Source organism: Leptospirales bacterium (assembly GCA_019694655.1).
Lineage (GTDB): Bacteria > Spirochaetota > Leptospiria > Leptospirales > Leptonemataceae > SSF53.
Genome location: JAIBBN010000022.1, coordinates 16,613 through 39,218, shown reverse-complemented (window position 1 = coordinate 39,218; position 22,606 = coordinate 16,613). Strand labels below are relative to the sequence as shown.

20 protein-coding genes and 1 rRNA gene are annotated in these 22,606 nt (G+C 59.2%); 7 read left to right on the top strand and 14 right to left on the bottom strand.

Translation table 11 applies throughout. The annotated features are described in order from the left end of the window. The first annotated feature begins 78 nt into the window (after positions 1-78). Positions 79-2,118, top strand: coding sequence for an archaetidylserine decarboxylase (gene asd, locus K1X75_17520; GenBank protein MBX7059866.1), 2,040 nt, complete (start codon positions 79-81; stop codon positions 2,116-2,118). Between the two features lie 24 nt (positions 2,119-2,142). Here asd and K1X75_17515 read toward each other — a convergent pair whose 3' ends face one another. Next, a complete protein-coding gene (locus tag K1X75_17515) occupies positions 2,143-2,799 on the bottom strand; it encodes a TetR/AcrR family transcriptional regulator (GenBank protein MBX7059865.1) in 657 nt (218 codons plus the stop codon). A gap of 82 nt (positions 2,800-2,881) precedes the next feature. On the opposite strand from K1X75_17515, the gene K1X75_17510 reads away from it, so the two are divergent. After that, on the top strand, positions 2,882-3,577 hold the full coding sequence (locus tag K1X75_17510; protein ID MBX7059864.1) for a hypothetical protein: 696 nt from the start codon (positions 2,882-2,884) through the stop codon (positions 3,575-3,577). A 91-nt stretch (positions 3,578-3,668) separates the two neighbouring features. Here the strand turns inward: K1X75_17510 and rrf are convergent. From rrf to K1X75_17485, 5 genes are all read right to left on the bottom strand, one after another. Beyond that, positions 3,669-3,785: ribosomal RNA gene (gene rrf / locus K1X75_17505) — 5S ribosomal RNA — on the bottom strand. 86 nt (positions 3,786-3,871) lie between these two features. Beyond that, positions 3,872-4,681 carry an SDR family NAD(P)-dependent oxidoreductase gene (locus tag K1X75_17500; protein ID MBX7059863.1) on the bottom strand — a complete coding sequence of 270 codons (810 nt, stop codon included), beginning with the start codon at positions 4,679-4,681 and terminating at the stop codon, positions 3,872-3,874. An 84-nt stretch (positions 4,682-4,765) separates the two neighbouring features. After that, the gene (locus K1X75_17495) at positions 4,766-5,665 is read right to left on the bottom strand and encodes a M23 family metallopeptidase (protein ID MBX7059862.1); all 900 of its coding nucleotides are present in this window, start codon (positions 5,663-5,665) and stop codon (positions 4,766-4,768) included. Between the two features lie 49 nt (positions 5,666-5,714). Next, complete coding sequence (locus tag K1X75_17490) at positions 5,715-6,173, bottom strand: protein tyrosine phosphatase family protein (GenBank protein MBX7059861.1); 459 nt, start codon at positions 6,171-6,173, stop codon at positions 5,715-5,717. 5 nt (positions 6,174-6,178) lie between these two features. Then, positions 6,179-6,757: an NAD(P)H-dependent oxidoreductase gene (locus tag K1X75_17485; GenBank protein MBX7059860.1), complete on the bottom strand. Its 579-nt coding sequence runs from the start codon at positions 6,755-6,757 to the stop codon at positions 6,179-6,181. 120 nt (positions 6,758-6,877) lie between these two features. On the opposite strand from K1X75_17485, the gene K1X75_17480 reads away from it, so the two are divergent. Continuing rightward, positions 6,878-7,471, top strand: a complete 594-nt coding sequence (locus K1X75_17480) for a TetR/AcrR family transcriptional regulator (GenBank protein MBX7059859.1) — start codon at positions 6,878-6,880, stop codon at positions 7,469-7,471. 29 nt (positions 7,472-7,500) lie between these two features. Here K1X75_17480 and K1X75_17475 read toward each other — a convergent pair whose 3' ends face one another. From K1X75_17475 to K1X75_17445, 7 genes are all read right to left on the bottom strand, one after another. Beyond that, on the bottom strand, positions 7,501-7,989 hold the full coding sequence (locus K1X75_17475) for a MarR family winged helix-turn-helix transcriptional regulator (protein MBX7059858.1): 489 nt from the start codon (positions 7,987-7,989) through the stop codon (positions 7,501-7,503). A 64-nt stretch (positions 7,990-8,053) separates the two neighbouring features. Next, entirely contained in the window at positions 8,054-9,271 is a 1,218-nt protein-coding gene (locus K1X75_17470; GenBank protein MBX7059857.1) for an acetyl-CoA C-acetyltransferase, read from the bottom strand. Positions 9,272-9,470: 199 nt separating this feature from the next. Further along, the gene (locus tag K1X75_17465) at positions 9,471-10,139 is read right to left on the bottom strand and encodes a CsgG/HfaB family protein (GenBank protein MBX7059856.1); all 669 of its coding nucleotides are present in this window, start codon (positions 10,137-10,139) and stop codon (positions 9,471-9,473) included. Between the two features lie 55 nt (positions 10,140-10,194). Continuing rightward, a complete protein-coding gene (locus K1X75_17460) occupies positions 10,195-11,595 on the bottom strand; it encodes an MBL fold metallo-hydrolase (GenBank protein ID MBX7059855.1) in 1,401 nt (466 codons plus the stop codon). Positions 11,596-11,619: 24 nt separating this feature from the next. Continuing rightward, on the bottom strand, positions 11,620-12,000 hold the full coding sequence (locus K1X75_17455; protein MBX7059854.1) for a response regulator: 381 nt from the start codon (positions 11,998-12,000) through the stop codon (positions 11,620-11,622). Positions 12,001-12,006: 6 nt separating this feature from the next. Then, positions 12,007-13,467, bottom strand: coding sequence for an amidophosphoribosyltransferase (gene purF, locus K1X75_17450; GenBank protein ID MBX7059853.1), 1,461 nt, complete (start codon positions 13,465-13,467; stop codon positions 12,007-12,009). A gap of 81 nt (positions 13,468-13,548) precedes the next feature. Further along, positions 13,549-14,703, bottom strand: a complete 1,155-nt coding sequence (locus K1X75_17445; protein ID MBX7059852.1) for an FAD:protein FMN transferase — start codon at positions 14,701-14,703, stop codon at positions 13,549-13,551. A gap of 79 nt (positions 14,704-14,782) precedes the next feature. Between K1X75_17445 and K1X75_17440 the strand changes: the two genes are divergently transcribed. Both K1X75_17440 and K1X75_17435 read left to right on the top strand, forming a co-directional pair. After that, entirely contained in the window at positions 14,783-15,742 is a 960-nt protein-coding gene (locus K1X75_17440) for a hypothetical protein (GenBank protein ID MBX7059851.1), read from the top strand. A gap of 62 nt (positions 15,743-15,804) precedes the next feature. Next, a complete protein-coding gene (locus K1X75_17435; protein MBX7059850.1) occupies positions 15,805-17,391 on the top strand; it encodes an AAA family ATPase in 1,587 nt (528 codons plus the stop codon). On the opposite strand, the gene K1X75_17430 is transcribed toward K1X75_17435, so the two are convergent. Continuing rightward, positions 17,360-18,154, bottom strand: a complete 795-nt coding sequence (locus K1X75_17430; protein ID MBX7059849.1) for an SDR family oxidoreductase — start codon at positions 18,152-18,154, stop codon at positions 17,360-17,362. The two genes, K1X75_17435 and K1X75_17430, sit on opposite strands and share 32 nt — an antisense overlap. A gap of 160 nt (positions 18,155-18,314) precedes the next feature. Here K1X75_17430 and K1X75_17425 point away from each other — a divergent pair, with 160 nt between their 5' ends. After that, positions 18,315-20,522 (top strand): penicillin acylase family protein, encoded by a 2,208-nt coding sequence (locus K1X75_17425; GenBank protein MBX7059848.1) that lies wholly within the window; start codon positions 18,315-18,317, stop codon positions 20,520-20,522. A 60-nt stretch (positions 20,523-20,582) separates the two neighbouring features. Continuing rightward, positions 20,583-22,583: a patatin-like phospholipase family protein gene (locus K1X75_17420; GenBank protein MBX7059847.1), complete on the top strand. Its 2,001-nt coding sequence runs from the start codon at positions 20,583-20,585 to the stop codon at positions 22,581-22,583. The last annotated feature ends 23 nt before the right edge of the window (positions 22,584-22,606 follow it).

Sequence of the window (22,606 nt, the reverse complement as noted above, 5' to 3'; positions counted from 1 at the left end):
CCCTTCGTTGCCGCAACGTTTTTGATTGACGCTTGCCTGCTGCGAAGCGATGCAAAGCGCTCGCCCAGGAGCGCAAGAATGACGGAACTATTGCAAATCGCATTGGTCCTGCTTGGTATTGCAGGCGCCCTTTATCTGGCCATCGCTTTCCGTTTGCCTTTCCTGCCGCCACTGCGCGCTTCGCTCTTTGCCCTGGCCGGCGTGCGCGATCGAGCGGCCACGGTTGATCGGCCGCGCCCCTGGGAGGCATTTCTGGCCGCCGCCAGCTTCGATGTAATCCTGGGCGGCGCAATTGCTGGCTGGTTTGCCGCTGCGCATGTTGGTCCTGGAGCCCTGATTTACATCTGGATTGCCGCCATTGCCGCGGGCGCTATGGAATTCAACGCTGCGGCGGCGCCGGCCTTGCGCTCGCTGCGCTTCACGCCGGCCCTTGCCTTCATTGCTATCCTTTGCGCCATTTTCCAGGGCGCCGCACTGCCAGCTTCGCTTACTGTGCAGCTGTGGGAGGGTTTTGCCTTGCCGCCCTGGATTTTTGTAACGCTGGCGCTTGCTTGCACTCTGGGCTATACTCTGATCTGGATGGCGCGTCCCCTGGCGCAGCGTGTTCTCATTCGCTACGCCGCGAAACTGGGCCTTGTCTCGACGCTGGTTGCGCTATTGATCGATTTGTGCACGCGCTCCGCTGCCGGCCATGGCGCGGCGATCGTTGCTCAGTTCGTTCCCGATTCCGTCGAAGGGCTTTTGCTTCGCCTTCTCACGGCCGGCGTTTTTCTTACAGTGGCCGCTTCGGGCGGCCTGCGCAGCGTCGACTGGGCGCTGCGCTTAGAGGATTCTGAACTGGCGCGCCCGGCTCTGGCGCTGATGCTTCGTCCCTACCTCGCTGCTGTCGTGGCCAGCGTCGTATTGCTGCGCATGCCGCAAGCAGGCGCTGCTATCAACGAGTTTGTGCTGGCCGCCCTTGGTTTGGCCGCGCTCAGCCTGGGCTTGATTCAGTTCATGGCCGCTGCTGAAACGGCAGCGCGCACATTGCGTCTGGCGATTGGAGCGATGGCGGCGCGCTGGCTGCTTTTGCTGCTGGCGCCGGCCCTGCTGATTGCCTGGTTCTGGAGCGTCAGCAGTCCGGAGTCAGACGCGACTATTCTGGGCGGCGTGCTGCTGGCCGGCGGTCTTTCGACGCTGGCAGCCTGGCTGCGCGGCTTCATGCACGCCGAGGAAGCGCAGAGCGAGTACTTACGCTACCGTGAGAGGGAAGCGCTCTTCGATGCGCCTGGTTTTGGCGATTCGCTGATGCTGTTGTTTTTGCACGCCTTTCCCTCGGCCTTGCTCAGCAGGCTGTTTGGCCTGATCGCCCGTTTGCCCATCGCGCCGGCGCTGCGTCCAAAAATATTTGGTTGGTACATAAGGAAATTTGGAGTCAATATTGCCGAGGCCGAAAAGACGCCGGCCGAGTACGGCAGCATGGTCGATTTCTTCACCAGAGCCCTGAAGCCAGGCCTGCGCCCCATCGACGCCCATCCAGCAGCCGTTGTTTCGCCCGTGGATGGCGTGCTGGCGCGCTCTGGTTTAATTCACGGCGACGCCATGATCCAGGCCAAGGGCTTGCAGTACAGCTGCCTGGACTTGCTTGGCAGCGCCGCCCTGGCCAATCAATTTGAGGGCGGCTGGTATTGTACGATCTACCTCAGTCCGCGCGACTACCACCGCATCCACACGCCGCTGGCCGGCGAAATTCTGGGTTATGACTATCGACCCGGACTGCTCCTGCCGGTGAATCTGCTGGCCGTTTCCCAGGTCCGGGATCTCTTTCCAAAAAATGAGCGACTGACCACCTTGATGCAGTGCGGGCGACATATGTTTGCGATGGTCAAGGTAGGCGCCACCAACGTCGGCTCAATGCGCGTCACCTACGCCGACGTGCGCACCAATCGCTGGCATCGCAATCCAGCTCAATTTCGTTTTCCGGTTCCACAGGCCATAGCGCGCGGCGCGGAACTTGGCCGCTTTGAAATGGGCAGCACCGTGGTACTTCTTTTCAGCAAGGGCGCTGTCCGTCCAACGGGCCCCGGCGAAGATCGCGTGGTGCGTCTTGGCGAGGCGATCGCCTTGCTCCAGCGTTGAGCAAAGCCATTTTCTTTGAAAGGCTCAACCTCGCAACGCGGCAGGCCGATCGTCCATCGCCTTGAGTTGTTTCTCCATCAAATCGAAGGCGGACACAGCGCCGGTCAGCGTAAACATCTGGGCGGCGCCCTCGTAGAGAATCAAGATGGTGCGCCCGTATTCTGCGGCGAGCGACTCGTCTTGCGTAGATCCGTGCAGTCCAATAAAGATACGACTCAGCGTCGCCGCCCAGAGTTCGAATACGCTTCGACCGGCCTGGCGCAGCGCAGTCTGATCCTGCGGCAGCGCGCTAACAACCCGGCTCAAGGGGCAGCCCTGAAAGTGCCCGACACGAATCTGCTTGCGCAACAGTCGCGACCAGCGCGTTACAAAATCCGGCCAGTCCGCGGCTCGACCGGCAATGGCTTCCAGTCCGCCGGCAAATTCCTGACCAATGGCCTCCAGCACTGCCAGACAGAGCGAGGTCTTGTCTGGAAAATAGCGATAGAGGCTGGCCTTATGCGCGCCTGCAGCCGCCAGAATCTGGTTGGTTGATGCGTCGGCAAAGCCGCGTTCAATGAATTCGGCGCGCGCTGCGCGCAGCAGCCGTTCTCTGGGACCTTCCTCGGGCATAACAGAAGTTTCCGATTTGACTACCGACGCAGGAAACCCGCCCGTCGTCCAGAAAAAGTAGTAGACCATATGGTCTATATTGCGCTCCCTGCAGATAGACCATCTGGTCTATTCCGGACGGCCTTCTGACGCCGGAGCTGAGGAGGAATTCATGAAACATTTTCTATTGATTCGGGCGCTGGCCATCCCGGCGGCGCTGGCCGCTGGCTCGGCCTTTGCTCAAGGAGCTGGCGAGCCATCGGATCCAGTGCTGATCCGCGTGTCCGCGCCGCGACCCTGGTATGCACCGTGGTTTCTGGTACGCAGCAAGATGCGCAGCAGCATCCCGGAGTACCAGGCGATTGACGGCCTGCGCTACAAAGATTTCGCAATCAATGATCAGGAAGGCGCCTTTGGCGGCCTTTACAGCTACGCTACGCGGCGCCAGGCCCAGGCGCGTTACAATCAGACTTACATGGAGCGCAGCAGGGAACGATTTGGATCAGCCTACTATGTGAAAATCTACAGTATTCTGGAGGCAATCGAAAGCGATGCGCAGCCGGCGGTGCGCGAGGGTGAAATGATCGATTGTTTGGTCGCCCTCCCCGCTGGCGTCGACCGGCGCAACGCAATGAACTGGTTTTCGGCGCGAAAATCGCAGCTGAGCGCCGTGGCTGGTCTGAGGCGCGCCTATCTGATTGCAGACAGCGATGGCAATCTGAGCCTGGTATACCAATGGCTGGACGAAGCGCACGCTGACGAGGGCCTGAACGCCGCCTGGCAGACGCAATTTCGCGACGCCTTTGGGGCTGCGCCAGAAATCACAAGGTTTCAGATTCCGATCGCCCTGAACAATACCGGCCGATAGCAAAGTCCCCGGCCGCTGGCCCCGGATCATAAAAAAACCCGGCCAGAAGGCCGGGTTTCCTGCGCAGCGCGCATCATGTAAAATATTGCAAAGCAGGCGCCGTCCTACTCTCCCACACAGCGAACCGTGCAGTACCATTGGCGATGAGGGGCTTAACTTCCGTGTTCGGAATGGGAACGGGTGTGACCCCCTCTCTATTAGCGCCTGCCGGCATCTTCAGGCGCGTCGCTGGACGGTCAAACAAAAAAAACTTCGGCGACTGAAAGGATGGCTAACCCGGACCGAGCGCGGCAGCTATGCATTGGCGACCTGCCGGGTAGGTCGCAGCAGGCCGGTGACGCGCAAGAATGCCAATGATAGCCTCGGAAAGGTCTGAAAAAAGCGGGTAATGAACCACAATGAGCCAGGAAAGATAGCCTCCCGTTGATTCTTCTCAATGGCGGCGGCTGTCCGCTTTGCAACCTGAACTGGCGTCAGAACCGGAAACAGCTTCTCAATCCGCGGGAAATACTCAATGTCCGCATCGTTTCGCTGAAAGTAGCCAGTGTCAACGTGTCCCGGACAGATCAGCGAAACGCCAATACCTGCCGGACGCAGTTCTTCACGCAGTGCAAGGGAAAGGCCCAGCATAGCATGGCGCGCTGCCAGGTAAGGCGCCATGTAGGGGAACGGAAAATAGGCCGAGGGACTGGTCAGATTCACGATCTGCCCGCCCTTGCGAGAGCGCATGCCTGGCAGTACAGTGTGGCAGGCGACAAGGGCGCAGCGTAGCGGCAGTTGAACCGGCGCAGTCGCTTCTTCCAGACTCATTTTGTGCAGCGGCTTGAAGGTTCCCACGCCAGCGTTGTTCACCAGAATATCGATGCGACCAAACTGCTTCTCAATTTTCCGAAGCGTAGCAACCAGCTCGCTATCCTTGCTGACATCGCAGACAAAGGCATGCGCGCGGCCGCCAGGCGCCTCTGTCGCTGCGGACTTCAATGCACCCGCACTGCGCGCCAGCAACGCAACTGTAGCGCCGCGACTGGCCAGCTCCAATGCAATAGCTTTGCCGATGCCCTGCGATGCGCCGAGAACAACGGCGATTGTATTTTGAATCTTCATGGCGTCCTGCGTTTTGGTTTCCTCCGTCAGCGAGGACGCCGCCATTGCATCTCGTCAATCAAAGCGATTGAGCTGGTGCAATGGCTATTCTTCGATCTCCGCCCCCTCTGGGCCGCGCCTGAGCCGCATGCCCGCGACTGGCTCGAAGGACTGCCCATCTGCACCGCGAAACTGAAAGGGCAAACTGCGCATCCCCTGCTCGTCATCGTAGGCAATGACATCGAAGTGCAGGTGCGGTCCAAGAGACCATCCGGTATTGCCGCTGTAGCCAAGGAGTTCTCCGACGCGAACCATTGCATGAATGCGCGCCACAGCGCCGCCCCGACGCAAGTGCAGATAACGGGCTACACTGCCGTCGTCGTGCAAAATCGCCACATAGTTTGCCGGTAGCGCCGGATCCGGACCTCCTCTGGTGAATCGGTCGACCACAGCAATCACCCGACCGCCGCGCGCAGCGTGAATCGGCGTGCCAGGCGGCATGGTGAAATCGACGGCGTAGGCCAGCAGCCCCTGGTGAGCGCCCGTGCCATGAAACGCGTTGGCCACATCAAAGCTTGCGCCTCGCGCCCAGGGCAGTTCATAGACTGCCGAATTTTGCACTCCGCCTGGCGGCGGCAGCGGACCTGGATGCACGAACCAGTACAGTTCGCGAAAGGCGTAGGGTCGACTTGCATTGCTGCGCTGGAAACGCACCAGTACAAGTTCGGTCGAGAGCGCTGGCACGTCGGCCCGCAGCGGCGTTGGAACGCTGGAGCTCATATTTTCCAGCTCGAAGGTCAAATCAATGTGATAGGCTACGCTTTCTGAATTGGAGACGCGAATTTCAAAAATAGTGCTGTCGTTGTTCTTGTAGGTGTCGACGGCAACGCCGGTCCCGGCCAGTGGCTCATGCCTATCGATTACCAGGCTTTGAGCGACAAGCGGCGGCAACGCAAGCAGAAGTAAACTAAACGTACACAGTCTGGCGCCGCTTCGTAGTTTCATAGCCGCAGCCATCGGCCATCAAAGCCACAGTCAACTTCGAAAATGTCATTCAGGCTTTACTGTACTTGAGTGACATTGCCCTGATAAAGTCCGCCCAAACGCCTTCCGGTTGCCAGATGTCGTTCATCAAACGGAAGGCCTGTTCTCGACTGTGGTGCAGACGCAATAAATTGTAAAGACCAAGAAAAGCAGTAACCCGCTTGTTTGCCGCGCAATGAATCAGAATGCGTTGCGCAGTGCGGGCATCCATTGCTTGAAAGAATGCCAGCAGATCGCTTTCCAGAGGCGCATCCCACTGTACCGGAATATGTACGTACTCCATGCCCAGACCTTCAACCAGCGCCCGTTCATCGGGCAGCGAGTATTGCGGTTGGTCGTGGAGTGCCAGATTGATAACGACGTCAATGCCGGCGCTCGCCACAACTCGAAGCTGCTCCTCGCTGGGCTGACCGCCGGTGACAATCCGCTCGTCCTGGCGTCGGAAATTGCGAATCGCTTCCAGCTCCATAGCCTTCAGATCATCTGCGCTCCGAGCGCAGCGACTTTCGACAAATAGCGATCGCGTTGCTCAGGAGTCGATTTGCGAATCTGCCCAAAGGCCGTAACGCGCACCGGCTTGATGCCAGAATACTCCAGTACGGCGGCCTTCATCGCCCGCTCGCTGCACTTGCGATAGATCAGCGCGTTGTACCAGAGCGGCGCATCCATCGTCAGAATCATCCGCGCCGAACGGCCGACCAGCAATCGATCCCACAGCGAGGAGTCCTTGCGGTACTTGAAGGCAAAGCCAGGCAGAAAGGTGCGGTCCACAAATCCTTTCAACAGAGCGGGCATCGAACCCCACCACACCGGATAGACAAAGACCAGATGCTGACTTTCCTGGATCCACTGCTGTGCGCGCTGCAGGTCCGGTTCCAGCGGCGTATCGCGCAGATATGCCTCGCGCAGAATGGGATCAAAACTCAGCTCCGAAAGATCCAAGCGCTTCACTTCGGCGCCAGCCTGCGCCGCCTCGTGGGCATAGGCATCGGCCAGCGCTCCACAAAAACTGTCCAGGCGCGGATTGCCCTGCACCACAAGTATCTTCTTCATTTTCAGGCCCCTCGCCACTGGCCATGTTGTCATTGTCCACATTGATGTTGTCGACGTCAACATTTTTTACTTGCCGGGCTTGCAGGCAGGGGGCAAAATGCAGGCGCCCGACAATCGATCATGGCCAAAGACAGCTATCATCATGGCGATCTGCGCGCCGCGCTGGTCGCCGCCGCCACCGAGTTCATTGCCGAATCCGGCTACGAGGCGCTGACCATCCGCGAAACGGCCCGACGCGTCGGCGTCAGTCACAATGCTCCCTACCGCCATTTTGCGGACCGCGAGGCCTTGCTGGCGGCAGTCGCCGTACAGGCCTTTGCCGATCTGGAGCAGGCCCTGCTGGAAACACAGAAGGCGACGGGCGCAAGGCAAGGACTGCTGCAACTGGCGCGCTGTTACATGCGCTTTGCTCTGGCCAATCCCCAGCGTTACGAGCTGATGTGGAAGGAGAGTCTCTTTGCGACGCCCGACCACGCCCTGCTGGAGCAGGCCTCCATGCGCTGCTTTCTCATACTGCAGGGCGCAGTGCGCCAGCTTCATCCACGAATCAGCGATTCGACCGGCGCCGATATGGCGGTGGCGCACTGGGCTGCAGTGCATGGACTCTTGAGCCTGCAGCAAATGGGCCATCTGCATTTTCTCAAGCAGGAACGCTCCGCGGAAACGCTGCTGTTGCGCATTCTGGAGCGCATACAATTGCACAAGAGCGTCTGAGGATTCGTCCGGGCATCGGCCTGATCGGCTCAGGCGCCCAGGTAGCGCTTGCCGTAGATGAAGCGCCACAGATTCACCAGCAAGGCTTTGGTGTTCTCATCGCCTGCGCGCGCCAGTACATCTTCTTGAGCCTTTTCCCAGAGCGGCAACGCCTTCTCCAGCGCCCGATCGCCGGCGGCGCTCAGCTGCACGCTGCGACGGCGACGGTCTTCGTCCTCGTCGGCATGGCGAATCCAGCGCGATTTTTCCAGCGGCTTCAGATTGCGCGTCAGCGTAGTGCGGTCCATCAGCATCAGCTCGGCCAGCTGGCTGATGGATAGGGTATCATGACGGGCGATGGCGGCCAGAATCTGAAATTGCGTCGAGCTCATGCCGGCCTCTTCCAGGTGCTGGTCGAAGATGCGCGTGACCACCCGGCTGGCTTTGCGCAGATTGTAGCACACGCAGGTAATTCCAGCGCGCTTCAATTGCGTTCGACGAGCGCGATCCAGCTTCGGATTGAGCTTCAGGCGCGCCATGCAATAGCTCCAGGCGCTGCGGCCGACGCGTAGTTGCGCCAGCCGCATGCTGTGTAGCAATCAATCAATTGGCGATACGCTCAACGACCGTGGCGATACCCATGCCGCCGCCAATGCACAGCGTCACCAGGCCATAGCGCTTGTTCTGTCGCTCCAGCTCATCGACCACAGTTCCCAGCAGAATCGCGCCCGTGCCGCCCAGCGGATGGCCCAGAGCGATCGCGCCGCCGTTGACATTGATCTTTTCGTCAGGGATTTTCAGCTCCTTCTGCACGTAGAGAACTACGGCGGCAAAGGCCTCGTTGATCTCCCACAGATCGATGTCATCCGGTTTCAGACCGGCCTTTTCCAGAGCCTTCTTCGATGCGCTGACCGGTCCGGTCAGCATGATCGTCGGTTCGCTGCCCGTTGCGCCCACGGAAACGATGCGCGCCCGCGGCTTGAGGCCGTACTGCTTGAGCGCCTTCTCGCTGGCCAAAAGCACCGTGGCAGCGCCATCGACCACGCCGGAGCTGTTGCCCAGCGTATGCACATGATTGATCTTCTTCACATCGGGATAGGTCTTGAGTGCAATGGCATCCAATTCCTTTTCGCCAATGGTCTTGAATACGGGGCCCAGACCGGAAAGAAAGGCCAGGTCGCTTTCAATGCGCGGATGCTCGTCGGCCGTCACCATTCCGCCGTTGCCATCGGGAATCGGCGTAATGCTTTTTTGAAAGTAACCGGCCTTGATTGCCCTGTCCGCTTTTTGCTGTGAATTGACGGCAAACTGGTCTACCTGCTCGCGAGAAATATTGTTTATAGTTGCAATCAAATCGGCGGAAATACCCTGCGGCACCAGGTTGTAGTGCTCAGCGATGTAAGGATTGCCAATGCTCATGTCAAGGTCGCCCATATCGGCGCCCATCTTGACGCGGCTCATGCTTTCCACTCCGCCGGCAACAACGACGTCCATTGTCCCTGAACCAACCATGCCTACGGCATTGTTGATTGCCTGCAGACCTGATCCGCAAAAGCGGTTTACAGTGTAGCCAGGCACGCTATCCGGCCAGTCCGCGGCCATTACGGAATAGCGAGCGACACAGGCCGCCTGGTCGTTGACCTGCGACACGCAACCGAGAATCACATCCTCGACTGCTTCTGGGTTCAGCTTGTTACGCGCGGCCAGCGCCTTGAGCGTTTCGCCGGCCAGACTCTGCGGATGCATATGCGCCAGCGATCCGCGCTTCTTGCCTTTGCCCCGCGGCGTGCGGACGGCATCGACCAAATATACAGTTTCCATAAAGAGGCTCCCTGCGGGCGGACCGATCCGGCCCAGAGAACGCGGCCCGGTCGGCCTTCGTGCAGCGGCTTGCCAGAAACGCGGCAATTCCGTGCATATACACCCTTATAAGGTGTATATGCACTTATCTGGCCAAATGGTCAAGCAGGAAAACAGCAGGCAGGCCCAAAAAGCGCCTTGCGCCAGTCACTGACGGCGATCATCGCAGGCTGCGATCGATCACTTCGATGACCCCAACTTGCGGAAAATGGTCGGCGATGCGCTGCGAAAACTGGCGCGCCACCTCATCGTATTCGGCGCTCTCGATGCTTATGTCGCGCAGATCCCAGCCAAAGCCCAGGGTCAGGAAATACTTGGCGCGAAAGGCGGCAGTCCAGGCGCGTCCGGGCGTCTTTCGCAAGGTAATCACATGCTCGCCCGTTTGTACGTCGATGGCGCGAACGGTGCAAGTATCGATGAGGTTTTCATTCATGCGACCATCCGAGTCGCGCATCTTCATGGCGCGACCATCGCCAGTAATAATCAAGCGGGCCCCGGTCAGCCTTCCAATCTGGACGCGGGTCCGGTCTTCAATGAGACCTGATTCATTGAAACGTTGCTCTTGCAACAGACGCTGCAATTCGCGTCCGCGTTCTACCTGGACAAATCGACCGCTGCGAGCCAGCTGCAAGCCAAGGGAATCGGCAAACTCGCGACCCCAGTCTGCGCCCTGGATTTGAAATGGCAGGATCGCCACGCGCAGGGGCTCGGAGCTTTCGATTACGATATTATTGACCTGGACTTCGACGGCGCTACAGGCCGAACTCAGCAAGCCGATGGTCGCCAGCAATAGCGCAATTCCGCGGAAGGCAGTCGCCCGAATCATCATGGCCGGAAGTGCGCTGGCAAGGCTCGGGTTGCGTCAATCGAGATTAGCCTGCTCCCTAGAGTTCGAAGGCCTCTCCTGACTGCGGCGCCAGGATCTCTGCCGGAATTCGCTGTCGTAGCGAATCCTTCAGCGCCCGACGGGCCTGGTCTTCGCCATGCACCAGAAATACGCGGCGCAGCGGACGGCGCTCATTCAATCGTTCCACAAATTCAATCAAGTCCTCGCGATCGGCGTGGGCGCTGAATCCATCGAGGCTTACGATGCGTGCGTCGACGCGCTGGTCCTCGCCAAAGATGCGCACCTGACGGGCCCCTTCCTTGAGCTTGCGTCCAAGAGTTTCCGCCGCCTGGAAGCCAACAAGCAGCACCGTATTGCGCACATCAGACAGACCCCAAGCCAGGTGGTGACGTATACGGCCATTTTCGCACATCCCAGAACCGGCAATGATAATGGCCGATTCATCCAGCGCCATGATGCGTCGCGATTCCTGGGCGTCATGCACAGAGCTCAGCTGTTCCGTGCGAAACAATGCGTTGCGCGCGCTCACCTCGCGCTGCAACTCGGCGTCAAAACATTCCGGGTGCAGACGAAAAACATCGGTTACTCGCGTGGCCAGCGGCGAATCCAGGTATACCGGCAAGATGGGAATGCGACCGGCCATTTCCAGGCGATGCAGAGACAGCAAAATTTCCTGAGCGCGCTCCAGAGCAAAACTTGGAATGTACAGCTTTCCGCGGGTATTGACAATGCGCTCAATCTCGGCGGCGATTTTTCCATCCATGGCGTCGCGCGCCTCGTGCGAACGGTCGCCGTATGTCGACTCCAGTATCAGGTAGTCGGCGCCATCGGGCAAATCCGGATCGCGCAGGATTGGCATGTTACGTCGACCCAGGTCGCCGCTGAAGAGCAGACGCGTTTCCTCGCCGCGATGCTGAAATCGCAGCATTACCATCGCCGATCCGAGAATGTGTCCGGCGTCGAAGAATTGAAAGCTCATCTCGCGATTCAGCGGAAACTCGCGACGGTAGCCTACCGATACAAATTGATCCAGAGACTTCACTGCATCCTGCACGGTATACAGCGCTTCGTAGCTGGCTTCTCTGCCCTGCTTGCGAGCGCGCTTGCCAAGAAAGGCGGCGTCCTGCTCCTGAATCTCCGCAGAGTCTTGCAGCATGACGGCAGCCAGATCGCGTGTGGCCGGAGTCATGTAGATGTTGCCGCGAAACCCGCGCTTCACCAGGCTTGGAATATTGCCGCAGTGATCGATGTGAGCGTGACTGAGCACCACGGCGTCCGCTCCGATGGCAAAATCTGGCAGGTTCCGATTACGTTCGAAGGACTCCGCCCGGCGCCCCTGATACAGTCCGCAATCCAGCAGCAGAGAAATGGACTCGGTTTGCAGTTGATGCAGCGACCCAGTCACTGTGCCGGCCGCGCCAAAAAAGCGAATTCGCATAGGTCCGCCCTACGTTGCGCCTGCTCAATCCTTCCGGCCAAAGAGCATGCGTATTTTCCCCTGTAATTCTTGAATATTGAAAGGCTTATTCACAAAACCATCAGCGCCAAAGTTAGCGGCGTCTTCGGCGGCGTTGTAGTCGCTGCGCGCCGAAACCATCAAAAAAACGCGATGGACGCCGTCGTTCAGCGCTTGATGGCGGGCGCGCAGACGGCGCAGGGCAAAAAATCCATCCTGCCCGGGCAGGCCAATGTCCAGCAAGAGCAGCTGCGGTTTGTATTGATCGAATAGATTGATGGCATCGGCAGCGCGGCTACAGTCCGCCGCCTGAAAGCCCGCTTCCGTTACAGCCTTGCGCAACAACGCGACCGAATCGGGATCATCGTCCAGTATCAGCGCGTGCATGGCCGCTCAGTAGATTTCCTCCACCAGATACTCCGGAAACAGATCCTTCTGGTTGCCCTCCCGTCCATCTTCGAAGGCTACCGGATAGTCTCCGGAAAAACAAGCATCGCACCAACGGCGTTGATTGCCAAAGGCCTCGCGCATCGCGGCGTGCGCCGATTCCAATTTGAGATAACCCAGCGAATCAACGCGTAAGTACTTCACCATCTCCTCAAGGGTATGCGTGGCGGCTATCAGCTCCTGACGAGTTGGTATGTCGATGCCATAGTAGCAGGGGAAGCGCGTGGGCGGTGCGCTGATGCGCATGTGCACCTCGCTCGCTCCCGCCTTGCGTATCATCTTAATGATTTTGCGCGATGTAGTTCCGCGCATGATGGAATCGTCCACCAGCACAATGCGTTTTCCACGCACTGCGGCGGGAATGACGTTGTACTTGATCTTGGCGCCGAAGTCCCGGATCTTCTGCTCCGGTTCGATGAAGGTGCGGCCAATATAATGCGATCGAATCAGACCAACGGTATAGGGAATTCCGCTTTCCTCGGCGTAGCCCAGAGCCGCAACGGTTGAGGAATCCGGCACGGGCACCACGGCATCGGCCTCCACCGGAAACTCGCGCGCCAGATAGTGTCCCAGATGCTTGCGTGCATCATAGACCGATCCGCCAAAGATCATCGAGTCCGGACGGGCAAAGTAGATATTCTCAAAAATGCACATCGACTCGCGGGTGGCGCCGTATGGAAAATATGATGTTACGCCATTCTGGTCGATGCGTACCAACTCGCCCGGCGCGATGTCGCGCACGTATTCCGCCTCGGTGATGTCGAAGGCGCAGGTTTCGGAGGCCGCGACCCAGCTGCCGTCGTTGCGTTTGCCGAGCACCAGCGGCCGAAAGCCGTTGGGATCGCGGACTGCGTACAACGCGTCCTTGTTGAGTACCAGTAGACTGTAGGCGCCCTTGATCTCGCGCAGGGCGACGCCCAGCGCTTCGATGAAATCTGCAGCGCCGGATCGCGACATCAGATGAACAATAACTTCCGAATCGATGGTTGTCTGAAAGATAGAGCCGCTGCTCTCTAACTGACGACGAATGGTCCAGGAGTTTGTCAGGTTGCCATTGTGCGCCAGAGAAAAGCCGCCCAGATAGGAATCGACGCGAATTGGCTGCGCGTTGCGCAGAAAGGAAGCGCCGGTTGTACTGTAGCGATTGTGTCCGATGGCAGCATGGCCCACAAGATCGCGCAATTTGTCACGATTGAATACGTGAGCGACCTGACCCATGCCCGCATAGCGAAACAGACGCTCGCCATTGGTGCTGACAATGCCCGCCGATTCCTGGCCGCGGTGCTGCAGCGAGTACAATCCCAGGTAGGTGTAGTTGGCGGCTTCCGGGCAGCCGTAGATCCCATAGATGCCGCACTCTTCCCGGGGCCGGTGCGACTGCTCCTCGGGGGCGGACCATTGCGCCATACCGACAAGCTGGGCCTGCCGCCGCGAAAGGGCAAACCAGATTTCGCCGCCAGATTGAAATGCTACAACGGAGCGCCATGCTCATGGCGTCGGCGGCCCGGCCTCGCTGCCGCTTTCCAGCAGCGCCTTCATGCCGGGACTCCAGCGAGCGTGCAGTCGCCCGTTTTCTCCATGAAGATAGAAGAGCGCGTGATAGCCGGGGACCTTTTTCAGCAATTCCAGCGCCTGGTCCAGGGAAAGACTCAGCAAGGCGGTGGCCAGGGCGTCGGCGCGCATACAGCCTGGCCCGACGACAGTAACAGCAGCGATGCCTGTAGCGCTGGGGCGACCGCTGCGCGCATCGAGAATATGCGATCGGCGGCGACCATTTGCTTCTATGTAATTGCGATAGTCTCCAGAGGTCGCCGTGGACAAGTCGCGCAATCGCAGTACGTATTCCACCGAGCGACTGCCGTCGTACTCCGGCCGCTCGATGCCCACGCGCCAGGCAGCAGCGCCTGGCGGGGCCCCGCCGGCGCGGATCTCGCCGCTGAAATCAATCAACAGGGCGCCGGCCCCCGCGGCGCGCAGGCTGGCAAAGATTCGATCCGAGACCAGCCCGCTGACCAGGGCGCTAAAGTTCAACTCCGCCCGACGGCCCAGCTTGGTCAATTGCCCGCCGCGCAGCCGGGTCTGCACGATCCCGCTCTCGGAAAGCAAGAGCTGCAATTCCTCGGCGTCCGGCGGCTGCTGCGAGGCCGCGGCCGGCCCAAAACCCCAGCGCTCAAAGAGGACAGCGCGACCGGGGTCAAAGGCCCCGCTGCTGGCCCGCGCCAGCCATAATGATTCTTGGTATACACTTATGAATTCTGATCCGACCCTCAGTGTCCCGCCGGGCGGCAGTCGGTTGAAGCGCGAAACCTCGCTATCCGGCCGCCAGTTGGAGAGTTGCAGATCAAAGCGAGCTATCCAGTCATCGATCAAGGCCTGCAGCTTCCGCACATCAAGCGGCGCTTGCGGATCGGCGGGATAGGCGCGCACCTGATAGTTGGCGCCAAAGGCAAAACCCTGCAGTCGGACTTCTCCCTGGATGCGTTCGCCTCCCGCAGTCGGACTCTGCAAATCTGGCTGTGGTTCTTGCCGGCACAAGGTCGCAGACCATATGGCAGCCGTCAGGCCGACGATGCCCTGCAGCAGAAGAACGGGCCAACGGCGGCGATAGCTGAAAAGAAAGGCGTTCTGTTTGCGGCGACGCACGCTGCCAGACTGCCGGCGCATTCCAGTCTGGCAGCGCTTTTTTCATTGCCAGCAAGCGGCCCATCTTCAGGCTTCTGGAATGCAAACTCGCTCGCTTCCTTTTGTGTTTCTGGCAGCGCTTGTGAGCCTGGGCGCGGCCTGCGGTCGCGTGACCCAGATCCAGCAGGCGACCATCCATGAATTGAACCTGTATCCGGAAGGCGTGGTCTACGACGCACCGCGCTCGCGTTTTCTGGTCAGCTCGCTGACTCGCGGCGATATCGGACAGGTCACCGACGATGGACGCTACACGCCCTTCATCAAGGACAACCGTCTGGTATCTGCCATCGGCCTGCACATCGACGTTGATCGCAATCGCTTGATTGTCTGCATCTCCGATCCGGGCGTGGCCGTGCGCACCAGTCCGGCCACACAGAAGAAGCTGGCAGGCTTGGCGGTATACTCGCTGGTCGATGGATCGCTGCTGCACTACGCCAACCTGGCCGAGGGAATCGATGGCGAACACTTTGCCAATGATGCCGTCGTCGATTCGCATGGCGCTATCTATGTAACTGATAGCTTCAGTCCAGTCATCTATAAGGTGGATGAAAACTACAAGTCGACCGAGTTTCTGCGTAACGATCGCTTTGCCGGTCAGGGCTTCAATCTCAACGGCATCGAAGTAATTGGCGACAACTTGATTGTGTCGAAGTACAATGAGGGAACCCTGTTTCGCATTCCCCTTGCCAATCCCGAGGCTTTTGAGGCAATTTCCCTGGCAGCGCCGCTTCCCGGCGCCGACGGACTGTTGCGCATGGATGACAGTACGCTGCTTGTGGTTACCAACGTCGGCGGCGGCAAAGACGGCGTACACTTCATTACCAGCTCAGATGGCTGGAAGACTGGATCCGAAACGCGCAGCGTAGAAAAGCCATGGGATTTCCCGACTACCGCCGCCTTGCGCGGCAACGAGGCGTATGTCTTGAGCGCGCGACTCAATCGTCTCTTCGGAGGCGCAGGCGATACGCCGGAATTCGCCATACTGAACGCCAGTCGATAACTGCTGCAAGGCGCGGCGCCTGCGCGCGGGCGTCGCCTTGCTTTGCCGAATGTTTCACGCCTATGCCGCCCTGGCTATCAGCCCTGCTTCAGACTTCTGGCGCCGTCGGCGGCGCCGGCGCAGCGCTGCTCCACGAAACGCACATATCCTGGGTTCTCTTGAGCGGCGATCACGCCTATAAATTTAAGAAGCCGGTGCGCTTCGATTTTGCCGACTTCAGCACGCTTCAGCTGCGGCGCTACTTTTGCGAGGAGGAGTTACGCCTCAACAGCCGCAGCACGCCGCAACTTTACCAGGGAATCATTGCCGTTGTCGGCAGCGCAAGCTCGCCGCAGATTGTGGATGTAGCAACGGCCAATGAGTCGGAAGTGCTGGAGTACGGACTGCGCATGGCGCGCTTTGAAGAGAGTCAGAGCCTGGATCAGCTGGAAGCGCGCGGCGAATTGAGTGATGCACAAGTCGAAGAAATCGCAGACGCCTGCTGGGCGCTACACCGCACGGCGGCGCAGGCGGGACCGCAGACGCCTTATGGAAGCGTAGCGCAGACGGCGCAGTTTGCTGAGGCAAACTTCTCCGCCGTGGATGGCAAAGCGCCGGAGCTTTCTGTACGACTGGAGCGTCTGCATCACTGGTCGCAACGCACGCTGCAGGAACTGGCGCCCGTCCTGGAAGAACGCAAGCGCGCCGGAGCGGTGCGCGAGTGTCATGGCGATCTGCATCTGGCCAATATGGCCCTCTTTCAAGGCAAGGTTGCGCTTTTCGACTGCATCGAGTTTTCCGCCGAACTGCGCTGGATCGACGTCTGCTCCGACATCGCCTTTGCGATCATGGACTTCTGCGCACGCGGCCGACGCGACCACGCCTGGCGCTTTGCCAATCGCTATCTTGAATTGAGCGGCGACTACGAGGGCGCCGCCGTCTTGCGTTTCTTCCTGTGCTACCGGGCCATGGTGCGCGCTCTGGTGGCAGCCTTGCGTCTTACGCAGACTGCTAGCGAAGCGCAACACCGAATCAACGGCGCCGATTTGCGGCGCTACGAATCGCTGGCTATGGAGCTGGCTGAGGAGCGGCGGCCAATCTTGATCCTGACCTGCGGCCTGTCCGGCTCAGGCAAAAGCCGCGCTACGCGCGAACTTTTTGACGCCGGAGTCATCCGAGTAAGATCAGATGTCGAACGCAAGCGCCTGCATGGTTTGGCGCCCGAGGCTAACAGTTACTCCGCTATGGACAGCGGAATCTACGCCAGCGACTCCAGCGAGCGAACCTACCAGCGGCTGCTGGATCTGGCTCGCGCCCTGCTGCGGGCCGGCTTTCCAACGATAGTCGACGCAACGTTTCTGGAGTCGCGGCGCCGGCAGACCTTTGCCGACCTCGCCGCCGCCGAGGGCGCTGCATTTTTGATTCTGCATTGCAATGCCAGCGCCGCAACTCTGCGCGCTCGCGTGCAGCGGCGAATTGAAAAGGGGAAGAATGCCTCGGAAGCTGATCTTGAGGTTCTTGAGGCTCAACTGCAACGCGGCTACCAGTTTTCCGAAAGCGAGGAGCAATTTCTCATCACTCTCGATACAGAAAACGAAGATCAGCGCGCTACAGGCCTGGACGAGGTGCGACGCCGGATCAGTAGCGCAGACCGCAAAGCTGCTCGCTGATCTGCCAGAGCCTCTGACGCGCTCCAGCATCCTCGACCAGCGGATTACTTCGCGTCTCGCTACAATCGGAAAAATACTTGCCGCTGAGGCCTTCCGCCGCGGGCGAATCGGCCAGGTAAACTGAAGTGGCTGCGCCTTCGGTTAAGCTTGCGCCGCTTACGTTGAATCCGCTCTTCAGCAGTTTGGTACTGATGACGCCGGGATGCGCCGAATTGCTGGCGATGCCGCGACCGGCAAGTCGATCGCTGAGTTCCCGTGCAAACATCGCGTTTTCGAGTTTCGAAGTTGAATAAGATGCATAGCCGCTGAAGCCTCGCTCGAACTGTAAGTTGTCGAAATCCAGGGCAGCGCGCAGATGGGCAATGGAACTGAGCGTAATGATGCGCGCTCCTGTCTGCATAGCCGGCAGCAAAAGACCGGTGAGTAAGAAATGCGCCAGATGATTTACGGCAAAGCTCATTTCCAGACCCTGGGCGCTCAAAATCCGCTCCTTCATGAAGACGCCAGCATTGTTGATCAGAACATCGAAGCGCTGATCGCCCAGTGATTGAGCCATGGACCGAACCTGTTCGAGGTCGGCCAGATCGGCGCGCACAAAGCTCAATTTCGCCGCAGGGGCTCGTTTTTGCACGCTGCTCAGCGCCGCCTCGCCCCTGGATTGATTGCGACCGTGCAGCCAGACTTGATGTCCGCTTTCAGCCAACTGCGCTGCAGTTTCCAGACCGATGCCGTCCGTTGCTCCGGTAATCAAGATTTTCTTCATGATAGTTCTACGCTCCCCGCCTGTCTGCCGCTTCAGACAATGTGCTCAATTGTTTGCCGCTCGCCAAGCAGACTGGGACAGCCAGCAGCGTCATCTGCAGACTGGAAATCGCGGTTGCCGCAAAGGCGGCTACGGACAGGCTGCAATTCAGAGGTTCGGCATGGCAGAATCCAAAAGACGCAAATTTCTGCGATATCGTCGTATCTTGCTGGGCCTGACGCTGGCCCTGCTTGCACTGGCGCTGGTCTTCGCCATACGGCGCGGCCTGCGTCCCATTCCGCGGACAAATGACATCCAGCGTCGCCACGCGTCGCGCGTCCAAATCCGTCGCGATGAATGGGGCGTCGCACATATTCATGGCCAGAGCGATGCCGATGCCGCCTTTGGCCTCGCCTATGCACAGTGTGAAGACAACTTTGAAACCCTGCAGGATATCCTTGCCGCCACCCGCGGACAGTTGAGCCTGCTGCATCTCTCGAAGACGGCGCTGATCAATGACTACTATACGCGACTGATGCGCGTCGAGCTGGAATCGCAACTCAACTACGAGCAACAGCTGAGCAAAGAGACGCGCGCAGTGCTGGAGGGCTACGCCGCCGGCGTAAATTACTACGCCGCGCTCCATCCCGGCGAGGCCGATGGCCGCCTCTTTCCAATCAACGGCATCGATCTGGCCGCCGGATTTGTGCACAAGATTCCGCTCTTCATGGGCGTAAATCGGGCGCTGGAAGCAATTCGGGAGCGCAGCAATCTGGCGGCAGGCGATCTCATCGAATGGCCGCTAACCGATCTGCAAGTGCAATCGCCGCAAACTGGATTGGCGGCCTACAATATGGCGGCCTCCAATGCCCATGCCGTTGGCCGGCGGCGCAGCGCCGATGGTATGGTTCGATTAAATATTAATTCTCATCAACCGTGGACCGGTCCCGTCGCCTGGTACGAGGCGCACATCAGCTCCGAGGAAGGATGGAACATGATTGGCGGGACGTTTCCGGGCGGCCCCTTTATCTTTCATGGACACAATGATTTTCTGGGCTGGGCGCATACCGTCAACGCGCCGGACCTCTGGGACGTCTACCAGCTCAAGACAGACGACGCCCATCCTGGCCAGTACAGCATCGATGGCCAGTGGAAGTCCTTTGATGTGCTCCGTTCTACAATTCAAATTGATATTGGTATTGCTGCCATTCCCTATGCCAGCGATTACCTCTATAGCGAATTTGGTCCGGTACTGCGGGGCAAGCAGGGCTACTTTGCCATTCGTTTTGCCGGCCAGGGACGGCTGATGCGCGCCGCGGAACAGTGGTATCGTATGAATCGTGCGCGCAATTTTGGCGAGTGGCAAAAGGCAATGGAGATTCAGGGTCTGCCAATGTTTCACACAATCTATGCCGACTCTCAGAACATATTTTATGTCTACAATGCGCTCCTGCCGCGGCGCAAGGCGGGCGTCAATTATCACGGCGTGCTGCCTGGCGATCGCAGCGACTATTTCTGGAAGGACTATATGTCCTTTGCGGAGTTGCCGCAGATTTTGAATCCGCCTGCCGACTTTTTGCAAAACGCAAACTCCACGCCCTGGCGCACCACTCTCGATCCGGGAAATCCCGACCCGCGTCGGTTTCCCGTGGAGGCCGGCATTGAAACGCGAATGACCAATCGAGCGCTGCGTGCGCTGCAGCTCTTTGGCGGCGACGCTCAAATTACGCGCGCCGATTTCATTCGCTATAAGTGGGACCGCAGCTACGCGCCAGACGCTCCCATCATGCGCGAAGCAATCCTGCCGCTGCTGGCCGAATATAAGCCGGAGAATGAGGATGAGGCCCGGGCGCTTGAACTGCTGCGTCGCTGGGATCGCAGCACGGACGAAGATTCACGCGCCGCCGCCCTTGCCATACTAGTCTGGCGCGAGCGATGGAAGTCAACCGAAGTGGATCGCAAGCCTGGCGACCAATTGCCGGCGCTGGACGTTGCCTTCCAAAAGGCCGTGCAGTTCCTGATGCAACGCTTCGATCGCGTGGACCCAAAGCTGGGCGAGGTGCAGCGCCTGCACCGCGGACGACTGGACCTGCCCCTGGGCGGCGGACCCGATGTACTCAACGCCATACATTGTGAATTAAGAGATGGCCGGCTTGTAGGCTTTGCCGGCGACAGCTATATCAATATCGTGGAGTTTGGTCCCCACGGACCGCACAGCTGGTCGCTGCATCAATTTGGCCAATCGGAGCGCGTCAGCTCCGAACACTATGCCGACCAGGCGCCGCTCTTTGCACATAGACAGCTTCGCGACAGTCTCTTCGATCCCGCCGACCTGGCGGAGCGCACACGCTCCGTTTATCATCCGGGCGAGGAACCTGCTGCCAACTGACCCGCTGACATTTTTGCGATAGACAATTCCGCACTGCATGAGCGTTTTTAAGGTCTTGCCATGGTCCGCAGCGCTGACCAAAAGGACCGCCGCAGCCACGCTCAGTTCCTGAGCGCGCAGCCACTCTTCCAACGCGTTGCACCGCGCAGCCAGGCGTTTCAGCGCTTTCTGGCTGCTCTTGAACTGATCCATATAGATCGCGGCGATGTAGTATATCGGCGCGGCGAAAGATCGTTTTTTGTTTATCTGGTGCGGCATGGCGAGGTGCACATTTTACAATCCGGCGGCGAAAGCTTCGGCCAAAAGCCGGTGAGCATCCACGGGCGCGGCAGTTTATTTGGCGAAGTAAGTTTGATGACTCAGGAGGATCATTCCTCCGACGCGGTCGCTTCGCTGGACTCCAGTATCTATCGCATCAAGGGCGAGGCATTTCTACAATTGCTGGCCGCGGAACCTTCCGTGGGCCGCGCCATGAGCGAATTACTATCCGAGCGCTTACATTCCACGCTGGTGGAAGCGCCGGGCGGGAGTCCGGCGCGCATCGCGGTGCTCTTCTATCCGGACCGAGCGCGTCGGGGCGGCGAGTACGTTTCGGCGCTGGCGGAGACCATGCTGCATCAGAATCCAGGTCCGACGCTGGCCCTGTGTTTCAATCGCGACTCGCCGCTGGCCAATCGCGGCGACGATGCCATTGATTACATTTTGAATCATTGGCCGCAGGCCAACATGCTGGAGGTCCTGCGCCTGATTGATCAATCCGGCGTCGACTTTGACACCTTGAATGCCGCCTCCTGCGCCGATGATTTGCAGCAAGGCGATCGACTGGCGGAAATTGCTGCGGACTTGCTGGGCAGACTGCGCCAGTACTACTCGCGAATCCTGATCGATGCCGGCGACAATTGCAACAGCCCGGCGCTGGAGCGCTTTGTATCGCAGTGCGACCAGGTCGTACTGGTGCGCAGCTCTTTTGCTGCGGAATCCCTGCGCTGGCGGGAGATCTCGGCTTTTTGCACGGAGGCTATCGAGGATTTTTTTGAGCGGGTCTTGATCCTCAGCGATGAAGACACTACGCAAGGGGGCTCGCGTTATGAATTCAATATCAATTCGGCGCTTTACCGCAACCATTTGACAATTCGCTCCAGCAGCGGAGCGCCGCCGCATCTTAACCCAGAACGGAACTTCCATACCGGGGTTAACCGCGCCGCCCGTCGCCTGAGCGGGGCGAGCCGTGCGCTTTGTCTGGGCGGCGGCGGCGCGCGCGCCTTTGCCCACATTGGCGCGCTGGAAGTCTTTGAACAGGCCGATGTGGACTTTGATGCCGTAATCGGCGTATCGATGGGCGCCGTGATCGCCGCGGCCTACGCCGCCGGCCGCGATAGCGCCGAAATCGGACGCATGGTGAAGGAAATCATCCCCGATTCCACGTCGGTTCTGGATAAGACAGTTCCCCTCGTGAGCTTCTTTCGCGGTCGGCGTCTGGCGCGGACGATATTGCGCGCTTTTGGCGATCTGCGCTTCGAGGACCTGGAGATTCCATTCTATTGCAACGCAGTCGATCTTGATACCGGCGCTACCGTGCTCTTTGAACAGGGCTACATTGCTACGGCGATCCGCGCTTCAGTCAGTTTGCCCGGGGTCTTTCCGCCCATGCAACTGGATGGAAGAGCGCTGGTGGACGGCGGAGTACTTAACAATTTGCCAGGCAACGTACTGCGCAGCAAGGGGTTCCATCGCGTGGTCGGCATTACTGTGACTCCGATGGAGGATCGTCGCGCGGCGCGCACGCGCCTGGAGGATCGACGCGGCGGCCCGCTGCAAAAGATTAAGGACTACATATCTTTGCCGCCAATCCTGAAGATCATTTCGCGTTCCATTGCCGTACAGGGCATAGAGCTGATGAAACTGCGCTTCGATGACTTTGATTTCATTCTCTCGCCGGCCGTTTCGGAATATGACGTATTTGATTTTCATCGACGCGACGCCATTATCGAAGCCGGGCGGCGAACGGCCAACGAGCATATTCATGAGATTAAAGAGGCCTTGCTGCGCGGGCGCGGCTAACTGAAGGTCGGATCCGGAGAGGC

Coding starts and splice junctions, on each gene's coding strand:
- K1X75_17455 (MBX7059854.1), bottom strand. CDS start 12,000: ATGCACGCGCTGATACTGGACGATGATCCCGATTCGGTCGCGTTGTTG.
- K1X75_17480 (MBX7059859.1), top strand. CDS start 6,878: ATGGCCAAAGACAGCTATCATCATGGCGATCTGCGCGCCGCGCTGGTC.
- K1X75_17510 (MBX7059864.1), top strand. CDS start 2,882: ATGAAACATTTTCTATTGATTCGGGCGCTGGCCATCCCGGCGGCGCTG.
- K1X75_17475 (MBX7059858.1), bottom strand. CDS start 7,989: ATGGCGCGCCTGAAGCTCAATCCGAAGCTGGATCGCGCTCGTCGAACG.
- K1X75_17490 (MBX7059861.1), bottom strand. CDS start 6,173: ATGGAGCTGGAAGCGATTCGCAATTTCCGACGCCAGGACGAGCGGATT.
- purF (MBX7059853.1), bottom strand. CDS start 13,467: ATGGCGCAATGGTCCGCCCCCGAGGAGCAGTCGCACCGGCCCCGGGAA.
- K1X75_17435 (MBX7059850.1), top strand. CDS start 15,805: ATGCCGCCCTGGCTATCAGCCCTGCTTCAGACTTCTGGCGCCGTCGGC.
- K1X75_17470 (MBX7059857.1), bottom strand. CDS start 9,271: ATGGAAACTGTATATTTGGTCGATGCCGTCCGCACGCCGCGGGGCAAA.
- K1X75_17515 (MBX7059865.1), bottom strand. CDS start 2,799: ATGGTCTACTACTTTTTCTGGACGACGGGCGGGTTTCCTGCGTCGGTA.
- K1X75_17500 (MBX7059863.1), bottom strand. CDS start 4,681: ATGAAGATTCAAAATACAATCGCCGTTGTTCTCGGCGCATCGCAGGGC.
- asd (MBX7059866.1), top strand. CDS start 79: ATGACGGAACTATTGCAAATCGCATTGGTCCTGCTTGGTATTGCAGGC.
- K1X75_17460 (MBX7059855.1), bottom strand. CDS start 11,595: ATGCGAATTCGCTTTTTTGGCGCGGCCGGCACAGTGACTGGGTCGCTG.
- K1X75_17495 (MBX7059862.1), bottom strand. CDS start 5,665: ATGAAACTACGAAGCGGCGCCAGACTGTGTACGTTTAGTTTACTTCTG.
- K1X75_17420 (MBX7059847.1), top strand. CDS start 20,583: ATGGTCCGCAGCGCTGACCAAAAGGACCGCCGCAGCCACGCTCAGTTC.
- K1X75_17440 (MBX7059851.1), top strand. CDS start 14,783: ATGCAAACTCGCTCGCTTCCTTTTGTGTTTCTGGCAGCGCTTGTGAGC.
- K1X75_17485 (MBX7059860.1), bottom strand. CDS start 6,757: ATGAAGAAGATACTTGTGGTGCAGGGCAATCCGCGCCTGGACAGTTTT.
- K1X75_17430 (MBX7059849.1), bottom strand. CDS start 18,154: ATGAAGAAAATCTTGATTACCGGAGCAACGGACGGCATCGGTCTGGAA.
- K1X75_17465 (MBX7059856.1), bottom strand. CDS start 10,139: ATGATGATTCGGGCGACTGCCTTCCGCGGAATTGCGCTATTGCTGGCG.
- K1X75_17425 (MBX7059848.1), top strand. CDS start 18,315: ATGGCAGAATCCAAAAGACGCAAATTTCTGCGATATCGTCGTATCTTG.